General features: G+C 68.0%; 12 protein-coding genes. 7 read left to right on the top strand and 5 right to left on the bottom strand.

Features of this window, described 5'->3' with window-relative positions:
• Positions 1 to 51: 51 nt before the first annotated feature.
• From F9C11_RS02685 to sdhC, 4 genes are read right to left on the bottom strand one after another with little or no spacing between them, the layout of a single operon-like run.
• A complete protein-coding gene (locus F9C11_RS02685; protein WP_409183368.1) occupies positions 52 to 825 on the bottom strand; it encodes a succinate dehydrogenase iron-sulfur subunit in 774 nt (257 codons plus the stop codon).
• On the bottom strand, positions 825 to 2,579 hold the full coding sequence (sdhA, locus tag F9C11_RS02680) for a succinate dehydrogenase flavoprotein subunit (protein ID WP_409183367.1): 1,755 nt from the start codon (positions 2,577 to 2,579) through the stop codon (positions 825 to 827). The genes F9C11_RS02685 and sdhA overlap by 1 nt, the downstream gene beginning before the upstream one ends.
• Positions 2,580 to 2,614: 35 nt before the next feature.
• Positions 2,615 to 3,031, bottom strand: coding sequence for a succinate dehydrogenase hydrophobic membrane anchor subunit (locus F9C11_RS02675; RefSeq protein ID WP_101435902.1), 417 nt, complete (start codon positions 3,029 to 3,031; stop codon positions 2,615 to 2,617).
• Positions 3,032 to 3,035: 4 nt separating this feature from the next.
• A complete protein-coding gene (sdhC, locus tag F9C11_RS02670) occupies positions 3,036 to 3,485 on the bottom strand; it encodes a succinate dehydrogenase, cytochrome b556 subunit (protein ID WP_078870582.1) in 450 nt (149 codons plus the stop codon).
• Positions 3,486 to 4,027: 542 nt separating this feature from the next.
• Here sdhC and F9C11_RS02665 point away from each other — a divergent pair.
• From F9C11_RS02665 to F9C11_RS02640, 6 genes are all read left to right on the top strand, one after another.
• The gene (locus F9C11_RS02665) at positions 4,028 to 5,173 is read left to right on the top strand and encodes a BMP family protein (protein WP_409183366.1); all 1,146 of its coding nucleotides are present in this window, start codon (positions 4,028 to 4,030) and stop codon (positions 5,171 to 5,173) included.
• Between the two features lie 80 nt (positions 5,174 to 5,253).
• The gene (locus F9C11_RS02660) at positions 5,254 to 6,819 is read left to right on the top strand and encodes an ABC transporter ATP-binding protein (protein WP_409183365.1); all 1,566 of its coding nucleotides are present in this window, start codon (positions 5,254 to 5,256) and stop codon (positions 6,817 to 6,819) included.
• Positions 6,816 to 7,913 carry an ABC transporter permease gene (locus tag F9C11_RS02655; RefSeq protein WP_409183364.1) on the top strand — a complete coding sequence of 366 codons (1,098 nt, stop codon included), beginning with the start codon at positions 6,816 to 6,818 and terminating at the stop codon, positions 7,911 to 7,913. Before F9C11_RS02660 ends, F9C11_RS02655 begins: the two co-directional genes overlap by 4 nt.
• A gap of 47 nt (positions 7,914 to 7,960) precedes the next feature.
• Entirely contained in the window at positions 7,961 to 9,193 is a 1,233-nt protein-coding gene (locus F9C11_RS02650) for an ABC transporter permease (protein WP_409186796.1), read from the top strand.
• On the top strand, positions 9,193 to 9,582 hold the full coding sequence (locus tag F9C11_RS02645) for a cytidine deaminase (RefSeq protein ID WP_134732499.1): 390 nt from the start codon (positions 9,193 to 9,195) through the stop codon (positions 9,580 to 9,582). The genes F9C11_RS02650 and F9C11_RS02645 overlap by 1 nt, the downstream gene beginning before the upstream one ends.
• Complete coding sequence (locus F9C11_RS02640) at positions 9,579 to 10,853, top strand: thymidine phosphorylase (protein ID WP_409183363.1); 1,275 nt, start codon at positions 9,579 to 9,581, stop codon at positions 10,851 to 10,853. Before F9C11_RS02645 ends, F9C11_RS02640 begins: the two co-directional genes overlap by 4 nt.
• A 61-nt stretch (positions 10,854 to 10,914) precedes the next feature.
• Here the strand turns inward: F9C11_RS02640 and F9C11_RS02635 are convergent, their stop codons facing one another.
• Complete coding sequence (locus tag F9C11_RS02635; RefSeq protein ID WP_409183362.1) at positions 10,915 to 12,006, bottom strand: PA containing protein; 1,092 nt, start codon at positions 12,004 to 12,006, stop codon at positions 10,915 to 10,917.
• 211 nt (positions 12,007 to 12,217) lie between these two features.
• Here F9C11_RS02635 and F9C11_RS02630 point away from each other — a divergent pair, with 211 nt between their 5' ends.
• A complete protein-coding gene (locus tag F9C11_RS02630) occupies positions 12,218 to 13,309 on the top strand; it encodes an adenosine deaminase (protein ID WP_409183361.1) in 1,092 nt (363 codons plus the stop codon).
• Positions 13,310 to 13,362: the final 53 nt, after the last annotated feature.

Below are 13,362 nucleotides of genomic sequence, written 5' to 3'. Positions count from 1 at the left end.
ACGGCCCTCGTCCCGAATGCTCGGGCGAGGGCCGTTTTCTTGGCTCAAAGATCAGACGCGCTTGAAAAGCAGCGCCCGCTTCACTTCCTGAATCGCCTTCGTCACCTGGATGCCACGCGGGCAGGCGTCGGTGCAGTTGAACGTCGTGCGGCAGCGCCACACGCCCTCACCGTCGTTCAGGATGTCCAGCCGCTCCTCGGCGCCCTCGTCGCGGGAGTCGAAGATGAAGCGGTGGGCGTTGACGATCGCCGCCGGGCCGAAGTACGAGCCGTCGTTCCAGTAGACCGGGCAGGACGACGTGCAGCAGGCGCACAGGATGCACTTGGTGGTGTCGTCGAACCGGTTGCGGTCGGCCTGGGACTGGATCCGCTCGCGGGTCGGCTCGTTGCCGTAGGTGATCAGGTACGGCTTGATCGCCCGGTATGCCTCGAAGAACGGGTCCATGTCGACGTAGAGGTCCTTCAACGTCGTCAGGCCCTTGATCGGGGCGATGGTGATCTCGGTCTTCTTGCCGCTCTTCTCCAGCAGGTCCTTCAGCAGCACCTTGCAGGCCAGCCGGTTGATCCCGTTGATCTGCATCGCGTCCGACCCGCACACGCCGTGCGCGCACGAGCGGCGGAACGCGAACGTGCCGTCGATGTAGTCCTTGACGTAGAACAGCAGGTTCAGCACGCGGTCGGTCGGCTGCGCCGGGACGTCGTAGGTCTCCCAGTGCGGTTCGGAGTCGACCTCCGGGTTGAACCGCAGGATCTTCAGCGTGACCTGGATCGGCGTGTGCTCGTCGGACGCCTTGGAGGAGGGCGCCTCTGGGGTGGCCGTCGTCATCAGTACTTCCGCTCCATCGGTTCGTAGCGGGTGAAGGTGACCGGCTTGTAGTCGAGCCGGATGTCGGCCGACAGCCCCTCGCCCTGCTTGTAGGCCATGGTGTGCCGCATGAAGTTCGTGTCGTCGCGGTTCGGGTAGTCCTCGCGGGCGTGGCCGCCGCGGGACTCCTTGCGCGCGATCGCGCCGACGACCAGCACCTCGGCCAGCTCCAGCAGGAAGCCGAGCTCGACGGCCTCGAGCAGGTCGGTGTTGTACCGCTTGCCCTTGTCCGCCACGGTGATCCGCTGGTAGCGCTCCTTGAGCGCCTGGATGTCGGTCAGCGCCTGCTTCAGCGTGTCCTCGGTCCGGTACACCGAAGCGTGCGAGTCCATCGTCTGCTGCATTTCCTTGCGGATGTCGGCGACGCGCTCGTCGCCGTGCTCCGACAGCAGCAGGCTCAGCTGGTCCTCGACCAGCTGGGTCGGGTTCTCCGGCAGCTCGACGTGGTCGTGCGACAGCGCGTACTCCGCGGCGGCGATGCCCGCGCGGCGGCCGAACACGTTGATGTCCAGCAGCGAGTTCGTGCCCAGCCGGTTCGACCCGTGCACCGACACGCAGGCGACCTCGCCCGCGGCGTACAGGCCGGGGATGACGTGCTCGTTGTCGCGCAGCGCCTCGCCGTGGACGTTCGTCGGGATGCCGCCCATGACGTAGTGGCACGTCGGGAACACCGGCACCGGCTCCTTGACCGGGTCGACGCCCAGGTAGGTGCGGGAGAACTCGGTGATGTCCGGCAGCTTGGTCTCGAGGACCTCGACCGGGAGGTGGGTCACGTCGAGGACGACGTAGTCCTTGTTCGGCCCGCAGCCGCGGCCCTGCAGCACCTCCTGGACCATCGACCGGGCGACGATGTCGCGCGGCGCGAGGTCCTTGATGGTGGGGGCGTAGCGCTCCATGAACCGCTCGCCGTCGGCGTTGCGGAGGATGCCGCCCTCGCCGCGCACCGCCTCGGAGATCAGGATGCCGAGGCCGGCCAGGCCGGTCGGGTGGAACTGGAAGAACTCCATGTCCTCGAGCGGAAGGCCCTTGCGGAAGATGATGCCGAGGCCGTCGCCGGTCAGGGTGTGCGCGTTCGAGGTGGTCTTGAAGATCTTGCCCGCGCCGCCGGTGGCGAACACGATCGACTTCGCCTGGAACACGTGCAGCTCGCCGGTGGCCAGCTCGTAGGCGACCACGCCGGAGGCGACCGGGTTGCCGTCCTCGCCCTCGGAGAGGATCAGGTCGAGCACGTAGAACTCGTTGAAGAACTCGGTGCCGTGCTTGACGCAGTTCTGGTACAGCGTCTGGAGAATCATGTGGCCGGTGCGGTCCGCGGCGTAGCAGGCGCGGCGCACCGCGGCCTTGCCGTGGTCGCGGGTGTGCCCGCCGAACCGGCGCTGGTCGATCTTGCCCTCGGGCGTCCGGTTGAACGGAAGGCCCATCTTCTCCAGGTCGAGGACGGCGTCGATGGCCTCCTTGGCCATGATCTCCGCGGCGTCCTGGTCGACGAGGTAGTCACCGCCCTTGACGGTGTCGAAGGTGTGCCATTCCCAGTTGTCCTCTTCGACGTTCGCCAGCGCGGCGCACATGCCGCCCTGTGCCGCGCCGGTGTGGGACCGGGTCGGGTAGAGCTTGGTGAGGACCGCGGTGCGGGCGCGCTGACCGGACTCGATGGCGGCGCGCATGCCGGCGCCGCCCGCGCCGACGATCACCACGTCGTACTTGTGGAACTGCATAGGGAAAGACTCCGCTAGCTAGTGGTGGGTGCGCCTCAGGAGGCAGGCATCTCGGGGTCGAACGTGAAGATCACCATCGTGCCGACGGCCAGGATGAGCACCATCGAGACGTAGAGCAGGATCTTCAGCCAGAACCGGGTGGAGTCCTTGCGCGCGTAGTCGTCGATGATCGTGCGCAGGCCGTTGCCGCCGTGGATCTCGGCGAGCCACAGCATGGCCAGGTCCCAGAACTGCCAGAACGGCGAGGCCCAGCGGCCGGCGACGAAGCCCCAGTTGATGCGGTGCACGCCGCCGTCGAGGATGTTCATGATGAACAGGTGGCCCAGCACCAGGATGATCAGCGCGAGCCCGGAAATGCGCATGAACAGCCAGCTGTAGAGCTCGAAGTTGCTGCGCCGGGCGGCCGGGCGCCGCGGCGAGCGCGGCTTGTCGAGGATCAGAGCGTCGGCCATGGGATCAGGCACCCCCGAAAAGCGTCTCGACGGTGCGCTTCAGCATGAAGAACGCACCCGGAACCATCACGACCACCCACACGACGCCGATGACCCAGAGCATCGTCTTCTGGTACTTCGGGCCCTTGGCCCAGAAGTCGACCAGCAGGACGCGCAGCCCGTTGAGCGCGTGGAACAGCACCGCGCCGACAAGGCCGACCTCGAGCAGGTTCACGATCGGCGTCTTGTACGTCTCGATGACCTGGTCGTAGGTGTTCGGCGACACGCGCACGAGCGCGGTGTCGAGCACGTGCACGAACAGGAAGAAAAAGGTCAGCACGCCGGTGATGCGGTGAAGCACCCAGGACCACATGCCGGGGTCGCCCCGGTAGAAGGTTCCCTGCCGGCGTGAGGCACCCGCCCGATCGCTAGCTCCTGCCCCGCTTTCGGTGGCAGTGCTCGCCGTGGTGGACATCGGTGAACGGCCTCCAACGTCATGACTGTCGTGCCCGGGTGACCGGTGAGGTCCGCACCCGAGGCCGGGGTCGGTCCACTGGGGACAACTCCGGCGACGGTGCCGAGATCAGGGGCCATCGAGCGTGGATGCATGGATGCTAGACCCGACCCCAACGCGCGGCTCACCTCCGGGTTCCTCTCTGTGATGGACCAGACACCGGTGACCACGGCAGACCACTCGGACGTGTGGTCTGGAGCACGTCTGAGCTGGCCATGAGGGGAACCCGGAAGGACGCTGCTTCCCCCAGGGGTCCCTTCGCGGACTTTCGGGGGCCACGGTGAGTGAGCGCGGGCGGCAGGGCGGCGGCAGTTGATCACGGTCGGCGCCGGAATGGTCGCGGATCAGACCTCCGAGTAAACGTTTGTGTTACGTAGCGTGCCGTTCCTATGGCGGTTACCCGGCGGTTGGGTACGGTCTGCCAGTTGAGCCCGGCGACCGTGACCGGGCCGTTCCTGGATCGTCCGCTGGATCAGCGGGGAGGGAGACACACGTTGCGTCGCATGCGTGGAACCGCGCTGGCCGCCGCGACCATGGCTGGGGTGCTTGCACTGGCCGGGTGCGCGAAGGACACCGGGGGAAGCAACAACAACAACGCGTCCGGTTCGGACGGCAATTCGGGCTCGAACTGCATCACCGCCCCGAAGCCGCCCGCAGCGCCGGCCGCCGCCACGAGCAGCAGCGCCGCCTCGGGCAAGGTCGACGGCAGCAAGCTCAAGGTCGGCCTGGCCTTCGACGTCGGCGGCCGCGGTGACGCTTCCTTCAACGACGCGGCCGCCGCGGGGACCGACCGGGCGAAGTCCGACCTCGGCGTCCCGACGGTCAACGAGAGCACCGCGAGCGCGAGCGAGAGCGAAGCCGCCAAGCAGCAGCGGCTCGAGCAGATGGCGCAGTCGGGCCTGAACCCGATCATCGCGGTCGGCTTCGCCTACGCGCCGTCGGTGAAGACGGTCGCCGCGAAGTACCCGAACACCAAGTTCGCGATCGTCGACGACGACTCGATCAGCCTGCCGAACGTCACGCCGCTGGTCTTCGCCGAGGAGCAGGGCTCGTTCCTGGCCGGCGTCGCCGCCGCGTACAAGAGCAAGAAGTGCCACGTCGGCTTTGTCGGCGGCGTGAACACCCCGCTGATCCAGAAGTTCGAGGCGGGCTTCCTGCAGGGCGCGAAGGCCGTATCGAGCAAGATCAAGATCGAGGACGAGTACCTGACGCCGGCCGGCGACTTCTCCGGCTTCCAGGACCCGCCGAAGGGCAACGCGAAGGCCGCCGCGGAGATCTCGCGCGGCGCGGACGTCGTCTACCACGCCGCCGGCGCCTCCGGTAAGGGCGTGTTCGACGCGGCCAAGCAGAACAACGCGCTGGCCATCGGCGTCGACTCCGACCAGTACAACCAGAAGACCGTCGCCGCCGACAAGGACATCATCATCACCTCGATGATCAAGCGCGTCGACGTCGCGGTCTTCGAGTACCTGCAGGCCGTCGCGAAGGGCGACCTGAGCACGGTGCCGAAGCGCTTCGACCTCAAGTCCGACGGCGTCGGCTACTCCACCTCCGGTGGCAAGGTCGACGACATCAAGGACGTGCTGGACGGGTACAAGGCCCAGATCGTCTCCGGCGCCATCAAGGTCTCGGACAAGCCGGCCAAGTAACGCTCACGACGCGGCAGGGCTCGGAAGGATCTTCCTTCCGGGCCCTCACGCGTTTCCGACAGAACGGGATGTCCCCTCCGATGACCGAGATCGAGGCCGAAGCCGTCCCCGACCGGGGCGTGCCGGCCGTCCAGTTGACCGGGATCACCAAACGGTTCCCCGGCGTCGTCGCGAACTCCGACGTCAACCTCACCGTCGCGGCGGGCGAGGTGCACGCGCTGTGCGGCGAGAACGGCGCGGGCAAGTCGACCCTGATGAAGATCCTGTACGGGATGCAGCAGCCCGACGAGGGCAGCATCGCCATCAACGGCGCCGAGGTGAGACTGCGCAACCCGCAGGACGCCATCCGGGCCGGGATCGGCATGGTGCACCAGCACTTCATGCTCGCCGACAACCTCACTGTCGCGGAAAACGTGTTCCTCGGCGCGGAATCGCTGCACGGCATCGGCCGCGCGGCGCGGGCGCGGCTGCAGGAGCTGGCGAAGCGGACCGGGCTGCACGCGAAGCCGGACGCGCTGCTGGAGGAACTCGGCGTCGCCGACCGCCAGCGCGTCGAGATCGTCAAAGTCCTTTACCGCGGCGCGAAAATCATCATCCTCGACGAGCCGACCGCCGTGCTCGTGCCGCAGGAAGTGGACGCGCTGTTCGCCACCGTCCGCGAGATGCAGGCCGACGGGTACACGTTCCTTTTCATCTCGCACAAACTGGACGAGGTGCGCGCGATCGCTGACACGGTGACCGTGATCCGGCGCGGCACCACGGTCGGCACCGCTGATCCGAAGAAGATCACGAGCCGCGAGCTGGCCGAGATGATGGTCGGGTCGGAGCTGCCGAGCCCGGAGACGCGCGAGTCGACGGTGACCGACCGCGCGGTCCTGCAGGTGCGCGAGCTGCGGCTGTCCGCCGAGGGGTCCGAGCGCAACGTGCTCGACCACATTTCCTTCACCGTGCACGCGGGCGAGGTGCTCGGCATCGCGGGCGTCGAGGGCAACGGCCAGACCGAACTGGTCGAGACGATCATGGGGATGCGCAAGGCGAGCGGCGGCCACATCGAGCTGACGCCGCCCGACGGCGAGACGCACGACCTGGTCAAGCTGGGCACGCTGGCGCGGCGCGAGGCGGGCATCGGCTACATCGCCGAGGACCGCACGCGGCACAGCCTGCTGCTCACGCAACCGTTGTGGGTCAACCGGATTCTCGGGTACCAGACGCGGGAACCGGTGTCCGGCGGGCAGTTGCTCAACATCGCGGGCGCGCGCGAGGACACCGAGCGGATCGTGCGCGAGTACGACGTCCGCACGCCCGGCATCGACGTTCCGGCCGCCGCGCTGTCCGGCGGCAACCAGCAGAAGCTGATCGTCGGGCGCGAGCTGTCCGGCAATCCGGTGCTGCTGATCGCTTCGCACCCGACGCGCGGGGTCGACGTCGGCGCGCAGGCGCTGATCTGGGAACAGATCCGCCAGGCGCGTGCCGACGGGCTCGCCGTGCTGCTGATCTCCGCGGACCTCGACGAGCTGATCGGGTTGTCCGACACCATTCGCGTGATGCTGCGCGGGCGGCTCGTGAGCGAGGCGAACCCGGCCACCGTCACTCCGCAGGAACTCGGTTCCGCCATGACCGGCGCCGAAGAAGGTGAAGACTCATGAGTTCGTGGCGCACGCGGCTGTTGCCGCCCCTGCTCGCGATCGCGTTCGCGGTGATCCTGTCCGCGATCGCGCTCGTCATCTCCGGCGCCGACCCGTTGCAGGCGTACGGGACGATGATCGGCCAGCTGTTCAAGGGCTCCACCGCGGTCGACACGGTCAACCTCGCGACGGTGTACTACCTCTCCGGCCTCGCGGTGGCGATCGGGTTCCAGATGAACCTGTTCAACATCGGCGTCGAGGGCCAGTACCGGTTCGCCGCGGTGGTCGCCGCGATCATCGGCGGGGCGCTGCAGCTGCCGCCGGTTGTCCACACCATCGTGATCCTGCTGGTGGCCATCGTTTCCGGTGCGCTGTACGCGACGATCCCGGCGGTGCTCAAGGTGACCCGCGGCGTCAGCGAGGTCATCTCGACGATCATGCTGAATTCGATCGTCGCCGGCATCATCGCGTTCCTGATCAACGCCGACCAGTTCGGCGTGCAGACCGGCAACAACATCGGGACCAGGGTGATCGCGCCGTCCGGCCGGATCCCGGGCATCCCGGTCGGGTCGGGCACGCTGTTCGGGTTCGTGCTCATCGCGATCGTGATCGGCGGCGCGTACTGGTTCATGTTGAACCGCACCAGGTTCGGCTTCGAGCTGAAGGCGAGCGGCGAGTCCGCGACGGCCGCCGCGGCCGGCGGGGTGAGCGCGAAGAAGATGACGCTCATCGCGATGCTGCTCTCCGGTGCGGTGGCCGGTCTGGTCGCCATGCCGGAACTGCTCGGCCGCGACTACTCCTACGGCATCACCGCGACCCAGATGTACGGCTTCACCGGCATCGCGGTCGCGCTGCTCGGCCGTAACCACCCCGGCGGCATCGCGTTCGGCGCGCTGCTGTGGGCGTTCCTCGACACCTCGGCGGTGTCGCTGGAGCAGATCAACGTGTCCAAGGAAATCGCGACGATCATGCAGGGCATCATCGTGCTCTCGGTCGTCGTGGCGTACGAGATCGTGCGCCGGGCCGACCTCGCCGCGGAACAGCGCCGGGTCGGCAGGGCGCTCGCCGGCAACGGCCGCAAGGGCGCCTCGGTCGCGGAAGGCGGTGCGGTGTGACCACCACGACGGAGTTTTCCCGGCCGGGACCGGAATCCGGGACGCCGATGCCGGTCAAGCGCAAGCGGCCGCGGATCCCCGGCTGGCTGCGCGGCGTGATCTGGGCCGTGGTCGCGATCGCGGTCATGTCGACCGCGTCGTACGCGACCGGCGTTTCGGCGCTGACGTCCAGCAACACCGCGTCGACCGCGCTGCGGCTGGCGTTGCCGATTCTGCTGTGCGCGCTGGGCGGGCTGTGGGCCGAGCGCGTGGGCGTGATCAACATCGGCCTCGAAGGCATGATGATCCTCGGCACCTGGGGCGCGGCCTGGGGTGCGTACTACGGCGGCGCGTGGGTCGGCCTGCTGGCCGCGATCGGGTTCGGTGCGCTGGGCGGGCTGCTGCACGCGGTGGCGACGGTGACGTTCAATGTCAACCACATCGTCTCCGGCGTCGCGATCAACCTGCTCGGGCTCGGGGTCGCGAAGTATCTGGCGAACCTCATTTTCGAGCCGCTGTCGGGCAACCCGCGCCAGTCGCCGCCGGTGCCGAAGTTCGACACCTACTCGGCGGCCGGATTGTCGGACTGGCTGGGTTCGCTGGAAGACCAGCAGCGCGTCGGATTGTCCGATGTCGCGGGCATTCTGCGCGGTTTGGTGACCGGGGTCGCGCCGCTGACCATGATCGCGATCCTGCTGATTCCGGTCAGCTACTGGATTCTTTGGCGCACGCGGTTCGGCTTGCGGCTGCGTTCGTGCGGCGAGAATCCGGTCGCGGCGGAGTCGCTCGGCGTGAATGTTTATCGGTACAAGTACGTCGGCGTACTGATTTCCGGCGGCTTCGCGGGCATGGGCGGTGCTTCGCTGGTGCTGCTCAAGGGCGGCGCGGATTACCTGGAGAACCAGACCAATGGCCGCGGGTACATCGGTCTGGCCGCGATGATTTTCGGCAACTGGCGGCCGGGCGGGCTGCTCGGCGGTGCCGCGCTGTTCGGGTACTCCGACGGTCTGCAGCTCGCCGGCGGCGGCGACGCGGTGCTGGCGCTGCTGTATGGCGCGGTCATTCTGCTGGCGATCATCGTGATCGTGCAGCTGATCCGGAAGCGCTGGCTCGCGGCCGCGCTGGGTGTGGTCGGCGCTGGGATTCTGTACGCGATCTACTGGACCAACGACACTCTGCCGAGCGACTTGATCCCGTACACCGCGCACTTCGTGACGCTGATTGTGCTGGCCGTTGCGTCGCAACGACTTCGGCCGCCCAAGGCGGACGGTGCGCAGTACCGGCGAGGTGAGGGCGACTGATGTCCGAAGTGGACTGGGAAGCTTTGCGTGCGGCCGCGGTTTCGGCTGCTTCGCACGCATACGCGCCTTATTCGGGACTGCATGTCGGCGTCGCGGCCATTGTGGACGATGGTCGGCAGGTGACCGGGTGCAACGTCGAAAACGCTTCGTACGGCTTGGGTTTGTGCGCTGAGTGCACAATGGCCGGACAATTGCGACTGTCCGGCGGCGGCCGTCTTGTCGCGGTGGCTTGCCGAAGCGGCTCGGGTGAGCTGTTGATGCCTTGTGGACGGTGCCGGCAGATTTTGTTTGAACTCGGCGGTTCCTCTTGCCTAGTCGACACTCCGCGCGGGGTGCTGCCGATGTCGGAGGTGCTGCCGGACGCGTTCGGTCCGGAGGACTTGCCGTGACTTTCACTGCGGTAGACGTGATCCGGACCAAGCGGGATGGCGGACGGCTGAGCGACGAGCAGATCGACTGGGTCGTCGACGCCTACACCCGCGGGGCGGTCGCGGAAGAACAGATGGCCGCACTGGCCATGGCGATTTTCTTGCGCGGCATGGACGACGGCGAGATCGCGCGCTGGACGGGCGCGATGATCGACTCGGGTTCGCGGCTGTCGCTGGACGTCGCGCGCCCGACGGTGGACAAGCACTCGACCGGCGGGGTCGGCGACAAGATCACCTTGCCGCTGGCTCCGCTGGTCGCCGCGTGCGGTGCCGCGGTGCCGCAGCTGTCCGGTCGCGGACTCGGCCACACCGGCGGGACCTTGGACAAACTGGAGTCGATCCCCGGCTGGCGCGCGGCTCTTTCGCTGGACGAAATCGCGGCCCAGCTGAACTCCGTCGGCGCGGTGGTCTGCGCGGCGACCGAGGGATTGGCTCCGGCGGACAAGAAGCTGTACGCACTGCGGGATGTCACGTCGACGGTCGAGTCGGTGCCGTTGATCGCCAGCTCGATCATGAGCAAGAAAATCGCCGAGGGTGCTTCCGGCCTGGTGCTGGATGTGAAGGCGGGCTCCGGGGCGTTCATGAAGACCGTGCCGGAGGCGCAGCTGCTGGCGCGGACGCTGGTGGACATCGGCACGGCGCACGGGGTGGCCTGCACGGCGTTGATCACCGACATGAGCACGCCGCTCGGCCGAGCGGTCGGGAACGCGGTCGAGGTCGCGGAGGCGGTTGAGGTCCTTCGCGGCGGCGGCCCGGCTGACGTCGTCGAGCTGACGGTGGCGCTGGCTCGGGAAATGCTTGCGCTGGCGGGTATTTCCGTCGATCCGGCTGAGGTGCTGGCTTCGGGTGAGGCTTACGAGGTGTGGGCTCGGATGATCACCGCGCAAGGCGGAGACCCGTCGGCTGAGCTGCCGCGTCCGGCTCACGTGCACGTTGTCACCGCGCCGGAGTCGGGAGTGCTGACATCGCTGGACGCCTATGCGGTCGGCGTCGCGGCTTGGCGGCTCGGGGCCGGTCGGGCGCGGAAGGAAGATCCGGTGCAGGCCGCGGCGGGGATTTTGTGCCACGCGAAGCCGGGTGACCAGGTGGTGGAGGGGGAGCCGCTGCTGGAACTGCACACGGACACTCCCGATGCGGTGCCTGCTGCCCTCGCTGCTCTGGAAGGCGGGTTCACGGTAGGGGCGGAGGCTCCTGCCGCGCGGGGGATCGTGCTGGAGACGGTTCGGCCCTGACCCCTCGAAACGACGAAGCCCCCGTCCAGAACTCTGGACGGGGGCTTCGGTCATTCAGCTGTCAGTCGGTCGACTCGTCCGCGTCGCCGCCGGCCTTGGCCTTCGCTTCAGCGGCCTTGGGCGACCGCCCGTTCCGCGAGCTGCGGCGCGGCTGCCGCGGGGCGGGCGGCGGCGGGGCGATCTGCTGCACCGCCGGGCCTCCGCCGAGCATCAGCTCCGCGAAGGTCGCCATCGCCTCGTCCAGCTGCCCGCCGATGCGGCGCACCGATTCGTCGTTGCTGCGGCGCACCAGCGAGTCGACCGCGTCGGTGTCCGGCTGCTTCGCCAGCGTGCCTTCGACCTTCGACAGACCGCTGCGGACCGAGCCGTCCAGGTCGCCGATGCGGCCGGTGACGTCGTCTTCGACCTTGTCGATGCGGCTGGACAGGTCGTCGAGACGCTGGGTGATCGTTTCGAGCTTCGTGCCCACCGCGTCGAGCCGGGCGGCCGGGTCGATCATCTCGCCGGTGTCGGACACGGCGCTCTTCAGCGCGTCGGTCGCGGTGGCGATGCGTTCCTTCGTCGCGCGGTCCAGTTCGTCCACGCGCGAGCGCAGTTCCTGGTCGGTGGTCTCGATCCGCTCGCGCAGCGACGCCTCGGTCATCTCGATCCGGTCGCGGATCGGGCCCTGCGTCGCCTGCGGCAGCGACTCCAGCTTCGCGTCCTGCTTGTCCAGGTGCCCGCCCAGCTCGTCGAGCCTGCGGTGGATGTTCTGCAGCTTGTCCTCGAGCCCGTCCATCCGGCCCGCGACACCCTCGAACCGCGCCGCCACGCCGTCGAGGCGTCCGTCGAGCTGGGCGAAGGGCTTCGCCAGCTTGTCGACGATGCTCTCCACCGCGTGCGTGAGCGCGGCGATCGCGTTGTCCTGCGACTCCAGCCGCGTCATCGCCTCGTCGAGGCGTTCCGCCAGCACCCCGACCTCGGTCCGGTCCGGCAGTTCCGACAGCCGCTTGCGCACCGCGCCCAGGGAGTCCACCGGCGCGAGCCGGGCGTAGATGTCGTCGAGCGCGTCGAAGATCTGCTGCTGCTCGCTCTCACGAACCTCGGCCGCGCGCACCAGCATGTTGCGCATCCGGTCGAACGACGGAGCGGCAATGTGGTTGTCAGTGGTCACTGCGGTGTCCTTCGTCGGCGGGGAAAATGGAAGGGACTGACCCGAGCTTATCTATGAAGAAAATTGCTGTGCGTATGGCCCCCGGGGAACGCGGATAAGGGGCGCGCCACCCGGATGGCCGATTCCTTGCGCACAGTGCTGAGCAGAGGGTTGTTCCGGTGCTCTCGGTTACGGCCAGGCAGGGGAATGACAGCGAGGCTACCGTTGGAGCATGTCGGACGTAACCCCGCTGAGCGCGGAGATCCTGCGCCGTGCCCCCAAAGTCCTGCTCCACGATCACCTCGACGGCGGCTTGCGCCCCGGCACGGTCGCCGAACTCGCCGACGATCTCGGCTACCGGGACTTGCCCGCGACGGATCCGGCCGAGCTGGGCCGCTGGTTCCGTGCCGCGGCGGACTCCGGTTCGCTGGTGTCGTACCTCGAGACGTTCGCCCATACGTGTGGCGTCATGCAGACGGAGGAAGCGCTGGTCAGGGTTGCCGCGGAAGCGGTCGAAGACCTGGCCGCGGACGGGGTGGTCTACGCCGAGCTGCGGTACGCGCCGGAGCTGTTCGTGGAACGCGGGCTGTCACTCGATGCAGTGGTCGAGGCGGTCCAGGAGGGCTTCGCCGAGGGGACGCGGAGGGTAGCCGCGGGCGGCGGCCGGATCCGGGTGCGGACGCTGTTGTGCGGCATGCGCCAGCACGCCCGCGCGCTCGAGATCGCCGAACTGGCGGTGCGCTACCGCGACGCCGGGGTGGCCGGATTCGACATCGCCGGACCGGAGGACGGATTCCCGCCCACCCGCAATCTGGACGCATTCGACTATTTGCGCCGGAACAATGCGCATTTCACTATTCATGCCGGCGAGGCGTTCGGGCTTCCGTCGATCGGCGAGGCAATCCAGTACTGCGGCGCGGAACGGCTCGGGCACGGCGTGCGGATCGCCGAGGACATCACCACCGACGCGGACGGAAATGTCCATCTTGGACGGTTGGCCGCCTACGTCCGGGACCGGCGGATCCCGCTGGAAATCTGCCCCTCGTCGAATGTCCAGACCGGAACCGTGCCGTCGCTGGCCGAGCATCCGATCGGCCTGCTCGCCCGGCTGCGCTTCCGCGTCACCGTCAACACCGACAACCGGCTGATGAGCGGTTGCACGATGACCAGTGAATTCGCCGCGCTGGCCGAGACGTTCGGCTTCGGCCTCGACGACTTCCGCTGGTTCACCATCAACGCGATGAAATCCGCGTTCCTCGATTTCGACGAGCGGCTCGAGGTGATCGAGAACGTCGTCAAACCCGGGTACGCGGCGCTCGGCTGATTCCCGGCCGTCCCCCAGCGGCGGTTGCGGTCGTTAGCCATGCCAACTATCGT

The sequence above is a fragment of the Amycolatopsis sp. VS8301801F10 genome (assembly GCF_046195355.1).
Lineage (GTDB): Bacteria > Actinomycetota > Actinomycetes > Mycobacteriales > Pseudonocardiaceae > Amycolatopsis.
This window is presented reverse-complemented; position numbering and strand designations above follow the sequence as displayed.

Excerpts from the sequence above, each read along its gene's own strand:
- F9C11_RS02685 (WP_409183368.1), bottom strand. The coding sequence starts at position 825 with ATGACGACGGCCACCCCAGAGGCGCCCTCCTCCAAGGCGTCCGACGAG.
- sdhA (WP_409183367.1), bottom strand. The coding sequence starts at position 2,579 with ATGCAGTTCCACAAGTACGACGTGGTGATCGTCGGCGCGGGCGGCGCC.
- F9C11_RS02675 (WP_101435902.1), bottom strand. The coding sequence starts at position 3,031 with ATGGCCGACGCTCTGATCCTCGACAAGCCGCGCTCGCCGCGGCGCCCG.
- sdhC (WP_078870582.1), bottom strand. The coding sequence starts at position 3,485 with ATGTCCACCACGGCGAGCACTGCCACCGAAAGCGGGGCAGGAGCTAGC.
- F9C11_RS02665 (WP_409183366.1), top strand. The coding sequence starts at position 4,028 with ATGCGTGGAACCGCGCTGGCCGCCGCGACCATGGCTGGGGTGCTTGCA.
- F9C11_RS02660 (WP_409183365.1), top strand. The coding sequence starts at position 5,254 with ATGACCGAGATCGAGGCCGAAGCCGTCCCCGACCGGGGCGTGCCGGCC.
- F9C11_RS02655 (WP_409183364.1), top strand. The coding sequence starts at position 6,816 with ATGAGTTCGTGGCGCACGCGGCTGTTGCCGCCCCTGCTCGCGATCGCG.
- F9C11_RS02650 (WP_409186796.1), top strand. The coding sequence starts at position 7,961 with ATGCCGGTCAAGCGCAAGCGGCCGCGGATCCCCGGCTGGCTGCGCGGC.
- F9C11_RS02645 (WP_134732499.1), top strand. The coding sequence starts at position 9,193 with ATGTCCGAAGTGGACTGGGAAGCTTTGCGTGCGGCCGCGGTTTCGGCT.
- F9C11_RS02630 (WP_409183361.1), top strand. The coding sequence starts at position 12,218 with ATGTCGGACGTAACCCCGCTGAGCGCGGAGATCCTGCGCCGTGCCCCC.